Source organism: Aeromonas sp. 600527 (genome assembly GCF_049175415.1).
Classification (GTDB): Bacteria; Pseudomonadota; Gammaproteobacteria; order Enterobacterales; family Aeromonadaceae; genus Aeromonas; species Aeromonas veronii_A.
In genome coordinates this window covers 339514-357638 of the sequence record NZ_JAAKVA010000002.1, presented here as the reverse complement: position 1 = coordinate 357638, position 18125 = coordinate 339514, and the positions used below count along the sequence as shown (strand labels likewise).

17 protein-coding genes are annotated in these 18125 nt (G+C 57.1%); 8 read left to right on the top strand and 9 right to left on the bottom strand.

Going from position 1 to position 18125, the window contains the following annotated elements; all coding sequences use genetic code 11:
* Positions 1-2 precede the first annotated feature (2 nt).
* The 3 genes from arsC to G5154_RS05005 all read left to right on the top strand — a co-directional run bounded on the left by arsC (position 3) and on the right by G5154_RS05005 (position 2614).
* Positions 3-428: a glutaredoxin-dependent arsenate reductase gene (arsC, locus tag G5154_RS05015; protein WP_236767814.1), complete on the top strand. Its 426-nt coding sequence runs from the start codon at positions 3-5 to the stop codon at positions 426-428.
* Positions 429-786: 358 nt separating this feature from the next.
* On the top strand, positions 787-1998 hold the full coding sequence (locus G5154_RS05010) for a NupC/NupG family nucleoside CNT transporter (RefSeq protein WP_421250450.1): 1212 nt from the start codon (positions 787-789) through the stop codon (positions 1996-1998).
* A gap of 466 nt (positions 1999-2464) precedes the next feature.
* The gene (locus G5154_RS05005) at positions 2465-2614 is read left to right on the top strand and encodes a hypothetical protein (RefSeq protein WP_005347375.1); all 150 of its coding nucleotides are present in this window, start codon (positions 2465-2467) and stop codon (positions 2612-2614) included.
* A gap of 182 nt (positions 2615-2796) precedes the next feature.
* Here G5154_RS05005 and G5154_RS05000 read toward each other — a convergent pair whose 3' ends face one another.
* A complete protein-coding gene (locus G5154_RS05000) occupies positions 2797-3570 on the bottom strand; it encodes a BPL-N domain-containing protein (RefSeq protein WP_421250449.1) in 774 nt (257 codons plus the stop codon).
* A 216-nt stretch (positions 3571-3786) separates the two neighbouring features.
* Here G5154_RS05000 and G5154_RS04995 point away from each other — a divergent pair, with 216 nt between their 5' ends.
* The gene (locus G5154_RS04995; protein ID WP_421250448.1) at positions 3787-4314 is read left to right on the top strand and encodes a metal-dependent hydrolase; all 528 of its coding nucleotides are present in this window, start codon (positions 3787-3789) and stop codon (positions 4312-4314) included.
* 221 nt (positions 4315-4535) lie between these two features.
* Here the strand turns inward: G5154_RS04995 and G5154_RS04990 are convergent, their stop codons facing one another.
* The 8 genes from G5154_RS04990 to G5154_RS04955 all read right to left on the bottom strand — a co-directional run bounded on the left by G5154_RS04990 (position 4536) and on the right by G5154_RS04955 (position 14537).
* The gene (locus G5154_RS04990; protein WP_421250447.1) at positions 4536-5054 is read right to left on the bottom strand and encodes a hypothetical protein; all 519 of its coding nucleotides are present in this window, start codon (positions 5052-5054) and stop codon (positions 4536-4538) included.
* Positions 5055-5270: 216 nt separating this feature from the next.
* Positions 5271-6521: a tetratricopeptide repeat protein gene (locus tag G5154_RS04985; RefSeq protein ID WP_421250446.1), complete on the bottom strand. Its 1251-nt coding sequence runs from the start codon at positions 6519-6521 to the stop codon at positions 5271-5273.
* Positions 6522-7719: 1198 nt separating this feature from the next.
* Positions 7720-8526 carry a tryptophan synthase subunit alpha gene (trpA, locus tag G5154_RS04980; RefSeq protein ID WP_421250445.1) on the bottom strand — a complete coding sequence of 269 codons (807 nt, stop codon included), beginning with the start codon at positions 8524-8526 and terminating at the stop codon, positions 7720-7722.
* The gene (gene trpB / locus G5154_RS04975; protein WP_005347359.1) at positions 8523-9716 is read right to left on the bottom strand and encodes a tryptophan synthase subunit beta; all 1194 of its coding nucleotides are present in this window, start codon (positions 9714-9716) and stop codon (positions 8523-8525) included. Before trpB ends, trpA begins: the two co-directional genes overlap by 4 nt.
* 47 nt (positions 9717-9763) lie before the next feature.
* Complete coding sequence (trpCF, locus tag G5154_RS04970) at positions 9764-11272, bottom strand: bifunctional indole-3-glycerol-phosphate synthase TrpC/phosphoribosylanthranilate isomerase TrpF (RefSeq protein WP_421250508.1); 1509 nt, start codon at positions 11270-11272, stop codon at positions 9764-9766.
* The gene (gene trpD / locus G5154_RS04965) at positions 11272-12300 is read right to left on the bottom strand and encodes an anthranilate phosphoribosyltransferase (protein WP_421250444.1); all 1029 of its coding nucleotides are present in this window, start codon (positions 12298-12300) and stop codon (positions 11272-11274) included. The genes trpCF and trpD overlap by 1 nt, the downstream gene beginning before the upstream one ends.
* A 10-nt stretch (positions 12301-12310) precedes the next feature.
* Positions 12311-12910: an aminodeoxychorismate/anthranilate synthase component II gene (locus G5154_RS04960; protein ID WP_421250443.1), complete on the bottom strand. Its 600-nt coding sequence runs from the start codon at positions 12908-12910 to the stop codon at positions 12311-12313.
* Positions 12903-14537, bottom strand: coding sequence for an anthranilate synthase component 1 (locus G5154_RS04955; RefSeq protein ID WP_337072845.1), 1635 nt, complete (start codon positions 14535-14537; stop codon positions 12903-12905). The genes G5154_RS04960 and G5154_RS04955 overlap by 8 nt, the downstream gene beginning before the upstream one ends.
* A gap of 436 nt (positions 14538-14973) precedes the next feature.
* On the opposite strand from G5154_RS04955, the gene rnm reads away from it, so the two are divergent.
* The 4 genes from rnm to scpB all read left to right on the top strand — a co-directional run bounded on the left by rnm (position 14974) and on the right by scpB (position 18000).
* Entirely contained in the window at positions 14974-15855 is an 882-nt protein-coding gene (rnm, locus tag G5154_RS04950) for an RNase RNM (RefSeq protein WP_421250442.1), read from the top strand.
* 106 nt (positions 15856-15961) lie between these two features.
* Entirely contained in the window at positions 15962-16582 is a 621-nt protein-coding gene (locus G5154_RS04945) for an L-threonylcarbamoyladenylate synthase (protein WP_069527493.1), read from the top strand.
* On the top strand, positions 16575-17444 hold the full coding sequence (locus G5154_RS04940) for a segregation and condensation protein A (RefSeq protein WP_421250441.1): 870 nt from the start codon (positions 16575-16577) through the stop codon (positions 17442-17444). The genes G5154_RS04945 and G5154_RS04940 overlap by 8 nt, the downstream gene beginning before the upstream one ends.
* Positions 17428-18000, top strand: a complete 573-nt coding sequence (gene scpB / locus G5154_RS04935; protein WP_005350230.1) for an SMC-Scp complex subunit ScpB — start codon at positions 17428-17430, stop codon at positions 17998-18000. The genes G5154_RS04940 and scpB overlap by 17 nt, the downstream gene beginning before the upstream one ends.
* Positions 18001-18125: the final 125 nt, after the last annotated feature.

The window sequence follows — 18125 nt, the reverse complement described above, 5'->3', positions numbered from 1 at the left end:
AAATGAGTGCAATCACCATCTATCACAACCCGGAATGTGGTACCTCCCGCAACACCCTGGAGCTTATTCGCAACAGCGGCGTGGAGCCCACGGTTATCCACTATCTGGAGACGCCCCCCTCCCGTGACCAGCTGGTGGCGCTGATCACCGCCATGGATATGCCGGTGCGCGATCTGCTGCGCAAGAACGTCCCCCCCTACGAGGCGCTCGGTCTGGCGGAAGATCGTTTCAGCGATGATGAACTAATCGATGCCATGCTGGCTCACCCCATCCTCATCAACCGCCCCATCGTGGTCACGCCGCTTGGCACTAAACTGTGCCGTCCGTCGGAAGTGGTGCTCGATATATTGCCCGATCAGCAAAAAGGGGCCTTCGCCAAGGAGGATGGCGAGCAGGTGGTGGATGCGAGCGGCAAGCGCCTCAAGTAATCATCTGAGTACTCAAGTACGGATTGAAACAGGGCCAGCTTCACGCTGGCCCTGTTTCGTTGTGTGAACAAGTTGAAAAAGTTACTCCGGCCAATCGTTTTACCGCTTTTTCTGTGACGATGATCACTGTACCATCGCCGCCCGACCTGCCACCCGGCCGCATCTCCCCCTGCGACGGCGCTGGCGTCACCCGATACATGCTGTCACCCGGAACGTGAATGACCCCAGGATGGGACCCGCCACTAACCTGTAGGTTTGTGGTCTGCGTGTCGCGTGGGTCGGCACCTCTCCCGCCGGATCTCCCGCGACGCCTGTCTGCAGACTTGCCATATGAAACTCCTCTCTTCATAGGTGCAAGATGACACTGTTATTGAGTCTGGTCGGTATGCTGGCCCTGATGTTTATCGCCTGGCTGGCCAGTGAAAACCGCCGTGCTATCCGCTGGCGAACCGTGCTGGGTGCGCTCGCCCTGCAAACCGGTTTTGCTGCCCTGGTGCTCTATTTCCCCCCCGGACAAATCATGCTCGGTGCCATGAGCAATGGCGTCTCCGCCCTGCTCGGCTTTGCCGACAGCGGCATTCGTTTCGTGTTTGGCGATCTCGCCAGCAACGGCTTTATCTTCGCGGTGCGGGTGCTGCCGCTGGTGATCTTTATCAGTGCGCTGATCGCCGTGCTCTACCACTTCGGCATCATGCAGTGGGTGATCAGGGTACTGGGCGGCGCTATTCATCGCCTGCTCGGCACCAGCCGCGCCGAATCCCTGGTGGCCACCGGCAATATCTTCCTGTCGCAAGGGGAGTCGCCGCTGCTTATTCGCCCCTTCCTCGCCGGTATGACCCGCTCCGAACTCTTTGCGGTGATGACCTGTGGCATGGCTTCGGTGGCGGGCTCGGTGCTGGGCGGTTACGCAGGTCTGGGTGTGGATCTTAAATACCTGATTGCTGCCTCCTTTATGGCGGCGCCCGGTGGCCTGCTGATGGCCAAACTGCTGGTGCCGGAGCAGCAACAGGTGAGCGATCAGACCGAGATCACCCTCGACAAGAGCGACTACAGCAACGCCATCGACGCGCTGGCGGGCGGCGCCATGGGTGGCATGAAGATCGCGGTGGCCATCGGCACCATCCTGCTGGCCTTTGTCAGCGTCATCACCATGATCAACGCCGGTCTCACCACCGTCGGCGAGTGGTTCGGCTGGGCCGATCTCTCCCTGCAGCAGCTGCTGGGTTACTTGTTTGCCCCGGTGGCCTGGCTGATTGGTGTGCCCGTCAGCGAGATGATGGCGGCAGGCTCCCTGATCGGTCAGAAGGTGATCATGAACGAGTTCGTCGCCTATCTAGACTTTGCCAATATCAAGGCCGATCTGAGCGCCCACACCCAGATCATCATCACCTTCGCGCTGTGCGGTTTTGCCAATCTGGGCTCCATAGCGGTGCAGCTCGGTTCTATCGGCACCATGGCACCGGAGCGCCGTCATGATGTGGCCAATATGGGCTTCAAGGCTGTGCTGGCGGCGACCCTCGCCAACCTGATGAGTGCCACCCTGGCCGGGATCTTTGTCTCGCTGGCCTGATAGCGTGAGGCAATAGCCGGCTAGCCGGCGGCTCAAACAAAAGACCCCCTCTTACCGCTGGGCAATAGGGGGTCTTTTTATTGGTTTCGCCGGTTGGGCAACTGCGCTGCCTGCCTTTGAAAATGGTAGTAGCACTGCTTAACGCCATTTCGGCGCAGTGCCAGATAATCCGGTTCGGCGATGAGATCTGCTCCAGCATGGGACTACGCCAAACCGGGTTACTGCGTATGCCTTTATCACCTTTTTGGCGGGGGACGTGGGCCTCGTTGCGTTTCGCGTAACGGGGCGGCAGCCGCTGCTACAGCGTGTCACCGTGCAGAATGAATAGTTTTTTAGATTGAATGTTGCATATTCAATCGATTATTTAGTTGGGCGTTTGGGGGATGAGTGGTGTCTGAATAGGGGAGCAGGTTGGCCAATGCGCCGTCAGCCAGTCTTTAAGCGGTCATACAAAGGAGACACTCTGATGGAAACACTTGACCTTAACATCGACACCATGCGCGAAGAGTTCCAGCTTCAGGAGCGCAAAAAAGCCCAAGAGAAGTGGCAAGCCCGAGTCGATGAGCTGCAACAGTTGCGGGGTGGGGAGAGACAACCGGAGGAGCAGGAAGAGTAGTGCTCGTTCCCGGGCGAAAGTTGAGGTAGCGAACGCTTTGTATCGGCTACCCGTGATCTGCCACCGATAAAAAAACCACCGACCTTTTGCTGGTCGGTGGTTTTTTTATGGATTGCGGCCGATTGGATGGCCTGACTTCCGGGCCGAGCAATGGGGTCACATCCAGGGGCGTAGGGGCGCGACTACTTCGAATGGGTGACGGGCTCTTCGGAGAGCAACTCGTTAACGAGTCCTGCGGCCAGATGAATATTCGACTCCATCTTGTCACCGCCCACCGCATTCTCTTTCCACGATTCGGGGGCTTCGGGATGTGGCCCGGAAACGGCCACCTTGCCTTTGCCGTATGAGCTGATCAGTGCGGCAATCTGATGGTTTTGAAAATGGGCGATAACCTTGATCTGCTCGGAGCTTGGCACCGGCCTAAATTGTGGGCCGGCCTGGTAATACATCTGGCGCTCTTCACCAAGCCAGCTGATCGGGAAGATCCTGGCGCTAAAGTCGCCGTCATAATCATCGGATGTGGCAGGAACAAGGCCCAGCGCCGGTACAAAGCCCTCTTCTTCAGACCAGCCGGTGGATGCCACAAAGGCCCCCCCACAGATCCCGAGGTAGCGGCCACCATTCTGCAAATAGGTTTTTAACGCCGAACGAGCGTCCGCGGTGAAGGCATTGAGGAGCGGCTCAACATCGTCCTCTGTGCCGCCAACGATAAACACCCTGGCATTATCGAGCTCTGCAGGCAGCGCCTCGATATTGGAGAGATACCTGACTGGCAAGCCCAGCTGCTTGACTACATCCGCAATCGCCTTCGTGCTATCCCCATCAGATACCGGCCCGTTATAGATCAGCGCGTACGGCTCTTGCTGCTGCGCAGAGGCGGCCTCTGCCATGCATCCTGTCATTAACCAAAGGCTGATAGCGCTCGCAATCAGCCTGATGCTTTTTGAAAAATTCATCGCTGCCACTATCCCTGTGATGTGAATCGAAGAGACTACTTATCACGATCCCGTTCTGCATGTCAGCCGCAGTTAAATGAACATTTCAAGTTAACACGCCAACGCTGATTGGCGCTGCATTTAGCTAACAGCGAACCAATACAGTGGGTGCACTTCACCTTCACTTCACCGAGCGGGGGTAGGGTAGGCTTACGTTTTCAGTTGGAGTTTCACTCTATGCCCACCATCGTCACCCACGCCGCCGTTCCCCTCTGCCTTGGGCTTGGCAGCCGGATTATCCCGCCCCGCCTGCTGCTGGCCGGGGTCGCCATCGCCATGCTGCCCGATGCCGACGTGCTCGCCTTCAAGCTGGGGGTCGCTTATGGCCATGTTTTTGGCCATCGCGGCTTTACCCATTCGCTGTTGTTCGCCTTTGCCCTGCCCACGCTGGCCATGCTGTTTTACCGCCAATTTCGGGCAAGCGTCGCCACCGTCTGGTCGTTTCTGCTGGTCTCTTTGCTCTCCCACAGCCTGCTCGATTCCCTCACCACCGGCGGCAAGGGGGTTGGCTGGCTCTGGCCGTGGCGTGACGAGCGCTTCTTCGCCCCCTGGCAGGTGATCCGGGTTGCCCCCTTCAAGCTGGAGGCCTACCTCACCGCCCGAGGTGAGGCGGTGCTCCTCTCCGAGCTCTACTGGGTCTGGCTGCCGGGAATTGTATTGATGCTGGGGTTGATGGGGTGGCGGGGGTGGAGCAGGGAGCGATAGTGGTTGGATTGGAAAGGGGGGGATATATCCTACTTTGGCAAATATCTAGAATATTTAAATCTTGGACATCCATCCTTTATGTTCTGGCGATACAACATTTTGCTCGCAAAAATAGGGGGCCTAATTTCCCACCTCTATTATCCCCTCTATTAGATAACCTAACGCACGCAGCAATGGCTGGCAGGAGTTACAGTTTTTTGCTGTCCGATTGCCTGCGCTTGTTAGATTTTTGATGTGAATAAAACATCGATAAACGCCCCATATTTTTTGTTAACTTCTTGAATGTATTCTTCCCCGGCGTGAGACTCTGGGAGATTAATGTCGGCTTGTTCTTGCCAGCGAGTCACTAGGGCTGAAAATATCTCATTTATTTTATGCGCTTGACGCCATAAATTGACTGTAAACCGCTTTACAACGTCTCTACCTTCTTCTGTATCTAAATCCCATCCAGGTATTTTGTCATGATTGTGTATGAAATCATTTCTATTTTTTAGATAGTCGGAAAGTAGATTCTCGAGAGGTGGAAATAAAGTGGCTCTTTCTTTGACTTTTCCAATGAAGTAACCAAGGGCTTTTTTTCGTTCCTTTGCCTCAATAGAATTTAGTTTATCTAATGTTAATGGGGCATCATCTTGTAATACGTAAGTAGTAACGAATTTAATGCTTCTTTCTACAGACTGAATGTAGGTAAGTGCGAATCCTATAAGAGAATATATGTCTTCACAGTTTGGTGATTTCATATTAAAACCTAATGATTAAGATAAGGAACGTTTTTAGCATATTCCCGTGAATGAAGCATTGTAATTAATGATACTCCAAATCAGATCTGGGTACTCATCTTTTTGAATGTTGGCTAAGCGAAGCTGGGCTCAGAAAGGTGGGTTTCCTGTTTTATTATCATATCGTCGTGCAGCGATAATTTATTAATCATGCAAGCAGTTTGTTAAGTATTATCTTTACACTATTCCAAATGCATTTTTTATTTCTTTAGCGTAATTATGTAATTCTAGTTCATCAAAGATATTAGCTGAGGTTTTAGCTGATTCCATTGCCTTTTGTACCTCTCCAACTTCAAATCTAGCTATGGCCATGTTCCATTCAACCTGTGCGTGAAGCTTTTTGTATTTATTAATGCCATGTGATAGACATTCTAAGTAATAACTTATAGCTTTTTCTGCGGAACCTTCATTGAAATAAGATAAACCAAGATTCATTATGCATGTTAGTTTTTCTTTATTACTAGATTTAAGATCAAATGCACTTATTGCTTTTAATAAATACTCTTTCTTTTTTTTGCTATTACCCAGTCTGTCGTAAAAATTTGATAAATTGCCATAGTGTCTACCCATGACATTATTTAATCCAGCATCAGTTGCGATTTTTAAACCCTTTTCAGCGTATTCAATGGCTTTAAGGATTGATTCCGAATTTTTATTTTTATCATACTCTGTTTTATACGCCAGAGAAATATTCGCCAGAATGTTAGACTCTGTTTGTCTATTATCTATGGATAACATTTCTTTTTGTGCGTGTGATGAAGTTACACTCTCCAAGGCAACTTTAAGTACGTCTATAGCTTCGACATAATCCCCTTGGTTAATATAGCATGAACCTAGGTTATTTAGATGCTTAGCTGAACCGATTTGGTTATTTAATTCTAATGATAATTCAGATGCTTTGATCAAATGTTCAATTGCACAACTGTAATTACCGATATTTTTATATAGTAGGCCGAGGTTGCCCTCAATAGGCTCTAATTCACTTGGGGTTTTAAAATAAATAAGAGAGTTAGTGTAAATCTCTTTTGCCTCTCTCATTTTACCAATGTTCATCAAATATAAGGCATATATATTAGAAATCTTAAATGAATTAGGGTGCATTGCATATGCTTTGCTGTAACAATTGAGAGCTTTATCTTGATTGATAAAAGCATACATATTCGCTGAACGTAGTAAATTATTTAAGTGCAGTTCACTACTTTCAATTACTATGCGATCAATACATGCTTCTGCGTGTTCTACATTTCCTGATGTTATGCTTATGAAAGCTTCATGCTCTAGTGAACTCTTGCTATTAATTATTTTGTGAACTTCATCACGAATAACATCACGAAATTCTTCTATAAACCCACATTCCTCTATGAAAAGATTTACGTCACCGTCGGAAATAATATTTGTACAGTTATCTCCAGATGATATGCTCATCATTTTTTTCTATCCCTTTTAATAGTTAAATTAACATCTCCATGGGAGATTATGTTATTTGAACCGCTCCCAGAATTTATACTCGCAACCGATGGTTTTGGATCTTTATTTAAGGTTTTTACTTTACGCCTCCTGAGATACATAAAAATTGTTGATAAAATTACAACTCCACAACCGCTAAATATCCACTTTATATTGTCAATTATTGTCTCAATCAATTTAAAGACCTCTCTAAATTAATGGTTGTATATTTAAATGCTATTAATTTACCTAAACACATAACAGGTTTATCACGTATGTTGGGCTAAAAATTGTAGGTTGGTGCTGAACGAAGTGAAGCCCAACGTTTACCGCGAATATATCTGTAAATCTGTTTTACCGATCTGCAACATCCTTGTTTATCCCGATCTGGGTGGAATAATAATGCTCGCAGGTTGGGCTTCGCTACGCTCTGCGTCAACCTATAAAAAACCACGCTACCGCCCCTGAGTTCCAGCCCCCAGTACGCTGCCTTTCACCCGCGAGATAGCAACAATCGCTGTCATGGCGTTCTTCCGAGAGGTTGATTGTCATTCGGGTATCTTAATGAGGAGGGTGGTGCGTTGAAAAGCGGGTTTTGGCAGGAATCTGTGCTGGATCAACAAATTAGCTATTAGTAGTATTCAATTTGAGCAAATTCGGTTGCCGTAGCTTCCCCTCACCCCAGCCCTCTCCCAAGGGGAGAGGGGGCTTGTTCACTGTTGCACGGTCGCCACAGGCGGGCACGGTTTTGATCCCCCTCTTATTCGCTGAGGCGAGTCCTCTTGTCCTGGCCGCGAGGCAGGATGCCGAGCGAGCGGCGTTGGGCCATGGACGGCCCATCGGCGCGTGCCGTTGGACAAGAGGATGAGCCGAAGGTACCCGACGTCAGTCGGGCGAATAAGCGGGGGAGAAGACCTTTGGTGTTATTTGCCAAAGAGAGCGGGTCTTTCCAAAGTCACTCGCCCACGCCCGAAGGGCGGGCGAAACCCCGTCGAGGGCGGCGCCCTCGTGTCCTGCGTGGCGAAGCCGCGCCATAGCATCAGCATCAATTCCGCGAACGTCTGATTACGCTTCGCTAATCAGACCTACAAGGGTGGTACCAACCAGGGATGGTGGATAACAAAAGGGAGCCCGCTTGGGCTCCCTTGCTTGTCATGGGGGTGGGCGTTTGACTGAACGCTTAGCGCAGGGTCGCCGCCTTCATCCCTTCCACAAACTCTTTCAGACGGGTCAGCATATGCTCCGGGTTCTGGTGGTGGGTCTCGATGATCTTCACCACGGCGGAGCCGGAGATGGCACCGGCGGCGCCAGCGGCGATGGCATCACGCACCTGAGCCGGTTCGCTGATGCCAAAGCCGAGCAGGGCGGGGGGCGCCTTGAACTCGCGCAGGGTATTGATGAGACCTTCCACCGGCATGCCGGCCTTGGTCTCGGCACCGGTCACGCCCGCGCGGCTCACCAGATAGGTGTAACCATTGCCGAGCTCCGCCACCTGTTTCAGGGTTTCGGCGTCGCCATTGGGCGGGGCGATAAAGATGCTGTCGATGCCGAACTTGTCGGCGGCCGCCTTGTAGGGGGCGCACATCTGCACCGGCACGTCGGCGACCAGCACCGAATCCACGCCCGCCTGCTGGCACTTCTCGTAGAAGCCGTCAATTTTGCGCACATAGACCAGGTTGGCGTAGACCAAGAGGCCAATGGGCAGCTGCGGGTACTTGGCGCGGATGCGGCCAAGCAGCTCGAAGCAGTCATCCGGGGTGGTGTGGCTGGCAAAGGCGCGCAGGGCGGCGCCCTGAATGGTGGGGCCATCCGCCACCGGATCGGAGAAGGGAATGCCGAGCTCGAGGGCATCGGCGCCCCCTGCAACCAGCGCATCGACGATGGCCAGTGACAATTCGGGGGTGGGGTCACCCAGCATCACGAACGGCACAAAGGCGCCCTGATTGGCCGCGTCCAGACGGGAGAAGAGTTGTGCGTAACGGTTCATGACAAGGTTCCTTCTTTTTCAAAGATGTCAGCGACGGTGAAGATATCTTTGTCGCCACGGCCGGAGAGGTTGACGATAAGCACCTGCTCTTTTTCCGGTTCACTGCGGGCCATCTTGAGGGCGTGGGCCAGCGCGTGGGAGGACTCCAGCGCCGGTATGATGCCTTCGGATTTGGCCAGCTCCTGGAAGGCGTCCAGCGCCTCCTTGTCGGTCACCGAGGGGTACTCGGCGCGGCCGATGGCGGCCAGATGGGCGTGCTGCGGGCCAACGGAGGGGAAGTCGAGCCCCGCCGAGACGGAGTAGGACTCCTGAATCTGGCCCTGATTGTCCTGCATCAGGTAGGAGTGCATGCCAAAGAAGACCCCCTTGCTGCCGTGACCGAGCGGCGCACCGTGCTCGCCGCTCTCGATGCCGTGGCCGCCCGGCTCGACGCCGATAAGGCGCACCGACGGCTCATCGATAAAGTCGGCAAACATGCCGATGGCATTCGATCCGCCGCCGACGCAGGCGATCACCGCATCGGGCAGCCGCTCCTCCTTCTCGAAGCACTGGGCCTTGGCCTCTTCGCCGATCATCTTCTGGAACTCCCGCACGATGGTGGGGAAGGGGTGCGGACCGGCGGCGGTGCCGAGCAGGTAGTGGGCCGACTCGTAGTTGGCGGCCCAGTCGCGCAGCGCCTCGTTACAGGCATCTTTCAGGGTGGACGAGCCTGAGTGCACCGGAATGACGGTGGCGCCCATCAGCTTCATGCGAAATACGTTGGGCTTCTGGCGCTCGCAATCCTTGGCACCCATATAGACCCGGCATTTGAGGCCGAGCAGGGCGCAGGCCAGGGCAGTGGCAACGCCATGCTGACCGGCACCGGTCTCGGCGATGATCTCGCTCTTGCCCATCCGCTTGGCCAGCAGCGCCTGACCCAGCACCTGGTTGGTCTTGTGGGCGCCGCCGTGCAGCAGATCTTCACGCTTGAGATAGAGGCGGGTCTTGGTGCCCTTGGTCAGGTTGCGAGTCAGGGTGAGCGGGGTCGGGCGACCGGCATACTCGGTCAGCAGGGACTGAAACTCGGCGATAAAGGCCGGATCATCCTTGGCATCGACAAAGGCTTTCTCCAGCTGGAGCAGGGCCGGGATGAGGATTTGGGGTACATACATACCGCCAAATTCGCCGAAAAACGGGTTGAGCAGGGTCATGGCTTCTTCCTTGTATTAGCTAAATCGAAACATCAAAAAGGGTTGCGTTACAGGTTGCGCAGTGCGCCGAAGGCGGCTGCAATCTTCTGCGCATCCTTCTGGCCCGGGGCACTCTCCACCCCGGAGTTGAAATCAAGGCCGAGGCAGCCCACTTGCGCCGCCTGCAGGGCGTTGTCGGGATTAAGGCCCCCCGCCAGCATCAGCTTGTTCTTGTCGAGCGTGGCCAGCATGGCCCAGTCGAACGCCTGACCGGTGCCACCGCTCTGGCTGCCGACTTTCGTATCCAGCAGCAGGCGATCCGCCGGGTAGTCGAGGGCGGGCAGGGGCTCGCCGCTTTCTTTGCCGAGAGAGACGCCTACGGCCTTCCAGATCTGGCAGCCCGCGGGCAGCAGCGGACGCAGTTCCGCGATATAGGCGGCATCCTCATCCCCATGCAGTTGCACGGCGGCGAGCCCCAGCGCATCCACCGTCTTGGCGATGGTGGCTGGCTGGGCGTTGCGAAATACCCCAACATAGGCGAGCGGCGCACCCGCCATCACGGCGCGGGCGGCAGGGATGTCTACATAGCGCGGGCTTTTGGCCACAAAAATCAGACCGCCAAACACCGCACCCGCCTGATGGGCGGCGGCGGCATCCTCGGCGCGGGTGAGGCCGCACACCTTGTTCTGGCCCTGTACCAGCTTGCGCACCGCAGCCTCCAGATCCGGCTCGGCCATCAGGGATGAGCCCACCAGAAAGCCCTTGGCGTAGTGGCGCAGATCCGCCACTTGGGCGCGGTGGTTGATGCCGGACTCGCTGATCACTACCCGATCGCTCGGAATGTCTTTGGCCAGCTGTTTGGTGCGGTTGAGATCGACGCTCAAGTCGCGCAGATCCCGGTTGTTGATGCCAATCACTGGCGCGCCCAGCGCGATGGCGCGGGTCAGCTCCTCCTCGTTGCTCACCTCGGTGAGCACGCCCAGGCCCAGCTCTTTGGCCACCGCGAACAGGGCGCGATACCCCTCGTCGGTGAGCACCGAGAGCATCAGCAGGATAGCGTCCGCCTGATAGTGGCGGGCTAGATAGACCTGATAGGGGTCAATCATGAAATCCTTGCAGAGTACCGGCTGCGATACGCGACCGCGCACCCGCGGCAAAAAGGCGAAATCCCCCTGAAAGAACTTCTCGTCGGTCAGCACCGAGATGGCGGTGGCGTATTTGCCATAGATGTCGGCGATCGCCTCCGGGCTGAAGTCATCGCGGATCAAGCCCTTGGAGGGGGAAGCCTTCTTGCACTCCAGAATAAAGCGGGTGGAGCCCGCCTTGAGCGCGCCGAGGAAATCCCGATCGCTTGGGGTCAGCGCGCTCTGGAAGCTCTCCAGCGGCTGGGCCAGTTTGCGGGCGGCAACCCACTCCTGTTTGGCCGCCACGATTTTGCCGAGAATGGTCTGGCTGATGGAGGCCATGTTCAGAAAAGCATGGGGGGCAATAAGGTCTGACATCTCGTTATCCTTGCGAAACTGGCTCTTGCCCTGCGGGCGTTCTGAATGACTGCTGTGCGACATGGTGGCTGACATCATCCCTCCTGATGACCCGCATCCTGATGGCTTAAAGTGGCGAGCCGGGCGGCGAGATCCGCTGTCTTGCCGCTCGCCAGCACCGCCAGCACCTCGGCCGCCGCGCTCTTGAGATCGGTCGCCTTGCCCGCCATCAGCAGCAGCGGAGCCACATTGGCGGCGATGGCGGCGTTGTGGGCCGGGGTGCCACGCCCTTCCAGAATGGCGGCGGTGATGGCGCGGTTCTCTTCCGGTTCCCCGCCCTGAATGGCGCTGACCGGGTAGGTCTCGAGGCCAAAGTCAGCCGGGGTGATCATAAATTCGCGGATCTCGCCGTCACGGATCTGGGCCACCTGAGTCGGGCCGTGGATGGCAATTTCATCCAGCCCGGCACCGTGCACCACCATACCGGTTTTCAGCCCCAGTGCCAGCAGGGTTTCTGCGATGGGGCGCACCAGCTCGGGGGCATAGACCCCCATCAGCTGATAGGTGGGACGAGCGGGGTTGATAAGCGGCCCCAGCACGTTGAACAGGGTGCGGGTCTTGAGGGCCTGACGCACCGGCATGGCGTGGCGCACCCCGGCGTGATACTGGGGGGCGAACAGGAAGCAGATGCCGAGCTCATCGAGGCAGCGGCGCGCCTGCGCCGGGCTCATGTCGAGCTTGATGCCCATTTTGTCGAGCAGATCGCTTGAGCCCGACTTGCTCGAGACCGAGCGGTTGCCATGCTTGGCCACTTTCAGGCCACAGGCGGCGGCGACCAATGCCGAGGTGGTGGAGACGTTGATGGTGTTGAGGCCATCGCCACCGGTACCGACGATGTCGCAAAATTCATAATCCGGACGCGGGAAATCGCGCGCTTCTGCCAAGAGGGCCTCGGCGGCGCCGGCGATCTCCTCCGGGGTCTCCCCCTTGATCTTGAGGGCGGTCAAGAGACTGGCGAGCACGATGGGCTCCACTTCGCCACGTACTACCTGGCCGAAGGCGTCGCGGGTACTTTCACGGCTCAGAGACTGACCCTGATAGAGGGTGTTGAGATGATGATGCATGTTGGTCTCCTTACCGCACACTGCTTTCTGGACGGGTGATATGGGCGAGCGCCTGAGTCAGCAGGCGGGCCCCTTCCGAGGTCATGATGGATTCCGGGTGGAACTGGAAACCCAGCACCCGCTCATTCTGCTGCTCGATGGCCATGGGCATGCCCTGATAGTGGGCAATCACCGTCAGCTCTTCCGGTACATAGGTAGCGACCAGCGAGTGGTAGCGGGCTACCGGCAGCGGGCTCGGCAGACCGGCGAAGGCGCCGTGGCCGTTGTGCTCAATCAGCGAACGCTTGCCGTGGACGATCTCGCCCGCTGCGCCGACGGTGCCGCCGTAGGCTTCGCACAGGGCCTGATGACCGAGGCAGATACCGAGGATGGGCACCTGACCACGGGCCAGCTTGATGAGGTCGATGAGGCAACCCGCCTCGTGGGGGGCGCCCGGGCCCGGCGAGAGCACCAGCACGGCGTCCCCTTCGCAGGCGGCGATCTCGCTCATGATGCGGCTGGCCGGCAGGCTGTTGCGGTAGATCCGCACCGGATAACCGAGGGAGCGGAACTGATCAACGAGGTTGTAAGTAAATGAATCGAAGTTGTCGAGCAGGAAGATATTAGTCATGGCTCACGTCCTTATGTTGCTCCTGCTGGGCGCTCAGGGCTTGCAGAGAGGTGCCATGGCTGGCAGCGATGGCGGCCAGCACGGCGGCCGCCTTGGCGCGGGTCTCGTCCGCTTCGGCCTGGGGCTTGGAGTCATAGACCACCCCGGCACCGGCTTGCACATGGGCCACGCCATCTTTGACAAACGCCGAGCGAATGACGATGCAGGTATCCATCTCGCCGGCGCCGTTGATGTAGCCGACGGCGCCGCCGTAGCTGCCGCGGCGCTTGCCTTCCACCATGCGAATAAGCTCGCTGGCGCGGATCTTGGGGGCGCCGGTGAGGGTGCCCATGTTCATGCAGGCCTGATAGGCGTGCAGGGCGTCAAGGTCAGAGCGCAGGGTGCCGACCACCTTGGAGACCAGGTGCATCACGTGGCTGTAGCGATCCACTTTCAGCAGCTCCTTGACATAGCGGGTGCCGGGCGCCGAGATACGGGCGATGTCGTTGCGGCCCAGATCCACCAGCATCAGGTGCTCGGCCACCTCTTTTTCGTCCTGACGCAGTTCCAGCTCGATGCGGCCGTCGAGATCGCGGTTGATGCTGCCATCCGGGTTGAAGCCGCGGCGGCGGGTACCGGCGATGGGGTACATCTCCACATCGCGGCTGGCGGCGCAGAATTTCACCGCGCTCTCCGGCGAGGCACCAAACAGGGTGAAGCCCTCATCCTGCACGTAGAACATGTAGGGGCTGGGGTTGGTCTGTTTGAGGCGGCGATAGGCGGCCAGGGGGCTCGGGCAGGGCAGGGAGAAGCAGCGGGACGGCACCACCTGGAAGATGTCGCCACGGCGGATAAAGCCCTTGAGCTTCTCCACCTCGGCGCAGAACTGCTTGTCGCTCTTGTCCACGCTCATGCCACCGGTCAGGGGCTGGGTGGTCAGCTCGGCGCAGAGGGGTTGCTGGCAAATCTGTTTGAAGTCGGTGAGCCGTTCGGTCAGGCGGGTGTATCTGTCTTCCACCTGGCTCTCGTCGCTGTCGCCGCCAAAGATGCAGGCCAGCAGTTGAGTGGTGCGCTCGATATGGTCGATGGTGATCAGGGTTTCGGCCACATAGAAGCAGTAGTCGGGGCAGCTGTTGCTCCCCTCCGGGACTTCGGGCAGATCTTCAAAAGAGGCGATGAGGTCATAGGCAAAGCTGCCCGCCATAAAGAGCGCCTCTTTACCCAGCTGGCAATCGAGCTCCCGCTGCAGGGTACGCAGCACGTCCAGCACGCTGCTCCCCTTGAGGCGGGAGTCTTCGTCCAGCTCCCGATCGGAGGCCGGGAAGTCGAGCTGCAATTCGCCATCTACCAGCGAGCGGGCAACCACCGCAGGTAGCCGCTCGGCCAGCAGGCTTTGCAACTGGGCGCCGTTATCGTTCAGGCTGCGCACCCGCACGGTGCGACCACGGCACTCGATGCGCAGGCAGGCATCCACCAGCAGCAGGCTCTGTTTGCCCGCCTTGGAGTCGATCTCCACCGATTCCAGCAGCAGGTTGTTGGGGCGGCCCTGACAGAGGCGGGTATAGAGTGCCAGCGGATCGGCCACATAGGGGGCATTGAGTTTGAGGGTATCGAATTCACCCAGAGGAAGGCGATGTGTGGCTATCATAGTGCGTTCCCTTGCGTGTGATGCGTGTTACCGATGTTCATGACGTTGAATTCCTTGAAAATTTAATGGGGCCGGGGTGGCTGGTTCAGGGGCGCCATCGCCAGGTCAGCTTGCTTGTCTGAATTCTCGGTTTCATCACAGGTCCATTTGCCGGATAATAAAAAAGCCCGCTGGGGTCAGCGGGCTTTTTCTTTGGGTTCTTAATTTGCTGTCAGATTACAGGTACAGCAACGACCACACGCCCGCATGTCAGGGAGTGTGCCACCACCAGATGGTCAGGATGGAAGTCGTTTGCATGATAAAGTCCTGTAAAAAGATGTTTGCAATGAAGTGCCTACAGAAAACGATAAAGCCGCGGCCAAGTCAAGTCGCTTTTTAGCCTTCTTTCACCGATTTGCCATGAATGGTGACCTGACCACGAGAGCGGAATAACCTGATGAGATTCGATCTTCACTGCCATACCACTGCCTCCGACGGGGTGCTGAGCCCGGCCGAACTGGTGCGCCGCGCTGCCGAAAAACAGGTCGAGGTGTTAGCAGTTACTGACCACGATACCCTCGCCGGGCTTGATGAGGTGCGCCGCACCATCGCAGCCGAGCAACTGCCGCTGCGGCTGGTCAGCGGGGTGGAAATTTCCACTGGCTGGGAGCATCACGAAATTCATATCGTGGCGCTGGGAGTGGATGAAAAAAATGTGCAGCTGACCGATTTTCTGGCCGGTCAGCTGGCACGTCGCGAAGCGCGTGCGCTGGAAATCGGGCGCCGTCTGGAGAAGTGCCTCATTCCCGGCACCTATGAAGAGGCCAAGGCGCTTGCCGGTGACGCCGCCGTGACCCGCGCCCACTTTGCCCGGGTGCTGGTGGCGCACGGGGTAGCCGACAACATGCAGAAGGTATTCAAAAAGTACCTGAGCCGTGGCAATAAAGGGTATGCCCCGGCCGAGTGGCCCGAGATGAGCGAAGCCATCGCGGCCATTCATGCCGCCGGTGGGCTGGCGGTGCTGGCCCACCCCAGCCGTTACGATCTCACCGCCAAGTGGATCAAGCGGCTGCTGGTGGCTTTCAAGGCCGCCGGTGGTGATGCCATGGAGGTCTCATTGCCCCAGCAGAGTCCGCAGGAGCGAGCCAATCTGGGCCAGTGGGCCAAGGATCACGACCTCTATATCTCGGTGGGATCGGATTTTCACTTCCCCTCCAACTGGACCGAGCTGGGTCGCCACCTCTGGTTGCCAAAAGAGGGCATGCCGGTCTGGTTGGCCTATCCCGGTCACTTTGGGCTCACCCCCGAACAGCATGCCGAGCTGCTGGCGAGTCGCTAACGGCACCAGCGAAGCGACCACAAACAAGTTAAGGTAGTGTCATGGGTCTTTGACCCGTGACCATACGAGCGGGCAGGTATTGCTGCCCCCATTGCGAGAACAAGCCATGAGTCAGCATTTTTACGTACATCCGGAAAACCCCCAGGCCCGTCTGATCGGTCAGGCGGTACAGATCATCCAGAATGGCGGCGTCATCGTCTATCCGACCGACTCCGGTTATGCGCTGGGTTGCCAGATGGGGGACAAAGGGGCGCTGGAGCGCATCTGCCGCATCCGTCGCCTTGATGCCAACCACGACTTCACCCTGGTGTGCCGCGATCTCTCCGAGATCGCAACCTACGCCAAGGTCGACAACAGCGCATTTCGCCTGATCAAGAACAACACCCCGGGCGCTTACACTTTTATCTTCAAGGCGACCAAAGAGGTGCCGCGCCGCCTGATGAACGAGAAGAAAAAGACAATCGGTATCCGTATTCCGGACAACAAAATAGCCCAGGCGCTCTTGGAAGCACTCGGCGAGCCGCTGCTCTCCACCACATTGATCCTGCCAGACTCCGAGATGGCCGAGTTTGACCCGGAAGAGATCTTCGACAAGCTGGGCAAGCAGATCGATCTGGTGGTCAACGGCGGTTATCTGGGCGAGCAGCCCACCACTGTGGTCGATTTCTCTGACGACGAGCCGGTATTGCGTCGTCGCGGCGCCGGGGACCCGACCCCGTTTGAGTGATGTCGCTGAACCGGTGACTGTTCCTTCCGTCGAGACGGGAGCTGGCGCCGCACTACCCATCGCGAAAGTCCTGGGGCAACCCTATCACGAGCTGCCCCAGGATCTGTTCATCCCGCCCGATGCGCTGGAGGTGTTCCTCGATACCTTCGAGGGGCCGCTCGATCTGCTGCTCTATCTGATCCGGCGCCAGCAGCTCGATATCCTCAACCTGCCGCTCCTGCAGATCACTGCCCAGTACATGGAGTACGTGGAGCTGATGCAGGGACTCAACCTTGAGCTGGCGGCCGAATATCTGCTGATGGCGGCCTGGCTGGCGGAGATAAAATCCCGCCTGCTGCTGCCCAAGGCGCCGGAGCTGGAGGATGAAGAGGAGGGGGAAGACCCGCGGGTGACCCTGATCCGCCGCCTGCAGGAGTACGAGCGTTACAAGGTAGGTGCAGAGAGGGTCAATGAGCTGCCACGGGTGGAGCGGGAGATTTATATCGCCGCTGCCTTGCCCCCCGATTTTGGCGCCCTCAAGCCACTGGCGCCCGATGTTTCGCTGGTTGAGCTCGCCCTTTACATGCAAAGTGTGGTAAAACGCGCGACTCATTTCGAACATCACCAGATCCGCCGCGAACAGATCCCGACCCGGGTGCGCATGGCGGAGATCCTTGCCATGCTCACGCTGGGGCAGACCCTGCGCCTTGAGCAGGTGCTGCGTGCCGAAGAGGGGCGCATGGGGGTACTGGTGACGTTTCTGGCCCTGCTGGAGCTGTGCAAGGAGCAACTGATCTGGATCCTGCAGGCAGAACCACTCGGCCCAATCCATTTCGCATTGGCCGAGCAGAGCGAGGAGGGCAACCGTGGCGCTGCCCACTGAACGACTCAAGACCCTGATCGAAGCGGCGCTGTTCGTGGCCGGTCGTCCGCTCAATGTCAGCGAACTGAAAAGCAGCGTGCTGGCGGATTATCCGGTGACCAGTCGCTATGTTCAGCTGCTGTTGGCCGAGATCAGGCAAGATTACAGCTCGCGTGGCGTCGAGCTCAAAGAGGTCGCCTCCGGCTGGCGCTTTCAGGCGCGTCAGGAGTATGCCGAAGAGCTCTCGCGGCTCTGGAGCGAGCGTGCGCCGCGTTATTCGCGCGCCGTGATGGAGACACTGACCCTGATCGCCTATCGCCAACCCATCACCCGGGCCGAGATCGAAGCGATCCGCGGAGTGGCGGTGTCGAGCCAGATAGTGAATACCCTGAAAGAACGTGGCTGGGTGCGCAGCATAGGCCACAAAGAGGTGGCGGGTCGCCCCGAGTTGCTCGCCACCACCAGAGAGTTTCTGGATTACTTTAATCTGCAGAGTCTGGAGCAGCTCCCCGAGCTGGATCCGGAGCTGCAACCCCTGTTGCCCTCTGCGGTGGACGGGGAGAGCGATGCCCGGTGAATGGCGCCCAAGCGTGCCGATTTCACCGAGATATACATTTTTCAACTGTGGCAAACGCTCCAACCGGCGTTTGTTACAGTTAACCCCGTTGCCCCTTTCACCAGTGGGCAGCGATCAACAATCAG

What these genes read in the sequence shown, in the direction of transcription:
- trpB (WP_005347359.1), bottom strand. Translation starts at nt 9,716, where the DNA reads ATGACCCTGCTCAACCCGTTTTTCGGCGAATTTGGCGGTATGTATGTA.
- G5154_RS04995 (WP_421250448.1), top strand. Translation starts at nt 3,787, where the DNA reads ATGCCCACCATCGTCACCCACGCCGCCGTTCCCCTCTGCCTTGGGCTT.
- G5154_RS05000 (WP_421250449.1), bottom strand. Translation starts at nt 3,570, where the DNA reads ATGAATTTTTCAAAAAGCATCAGGCTGATTGCGAGCGCTATCAGCCTT.
- G5154_RS04960 (WP_421250443.1), bottom strand. Translation starts at nt 12,910, where the DNA reads ATGACTAATATCTTCCTGCTCGACAACTTCGATTCATTTACTTACAAC.
- G5154_RS04955 (WP_337072845.1), bottom strand. Translation starts at nt 14,537, where the DNA reads ATGATAGCCACACATCGCCTTCCTCTGGGTGAATTCGATACCCTCAAA.
- trpA (WP_421250445.1), bottom strand. Translation starts at nt 8,526, where the DNA reads ATGAACCGTTACGCACAACTCTTCTCCCGTCTGGACGCGGCCAATCAG.
- trpCF (WP_421250508.1), bottom strand. Translation starts at nt 11,272, where the DNA reads ATGTCAGCCACCATGTCGCACAGCAGTCATTCAGAACGCCCGCAGGGC.
- rnm (WP_421250442.1), top strand. Translation starts at nt 14,974, where the DNA reads ATGAGATTCGATCTTCACTGCCATACCACTGCCTCCGACGGGGTGCTG.
- G5154_RS04985 (WP_421250446.1), bottom strand. Translation starts at nt 6,521, where the DNA reads ATGATGAGCATATCATCTGGAGATAACTGTACAAATATTATTTCCGAC.
- G5154_RS04990 (WP_421250447.1), bottom strand. Translation starts at nt 5,054, where the DNA reads ATGAAATCACCAAACTGTGAAGACATATATTCTCTTATAGGATTCGCA.
- G5154_RS05010 (WP_421250450.1), top strand. Translation starts at nt 787, where the DNA reads ATGACACTGTTATTGAGTCTGGTCGGTATGCTGGCCCTGATGTTTATC.
- trpD (WP_421250444.1), bottom strand. Translation starts at nt 12,300, where the DNA reads ATGCATCATCATCTCAACACCCTCTATCAGGGTCAGTCTCTGAGCCGT.
- G5154_RS05005 (WP_005347375.1), top strand. Translation starts at nt 2,465, where the DNA reads ATGGAAACACTTGACCTTAACATCGACACCATGCGCGAAGAGTTCCAG.
- arsC (WP_236767814.1), top strand. Translation starts at nt 3, where the DNA reads ATGAGTGCAATCACCATCTATCACAACCCGGAATGTGGTACCTCCCGC.
- G5154_RS04945 (WP_069527493.1), top strand. Translation starts at nt 15,962, where the DNA reads ATGAGTCAGCATTTTTACGTACATCCGGAAAACCCCCAGGCCCGTCTG.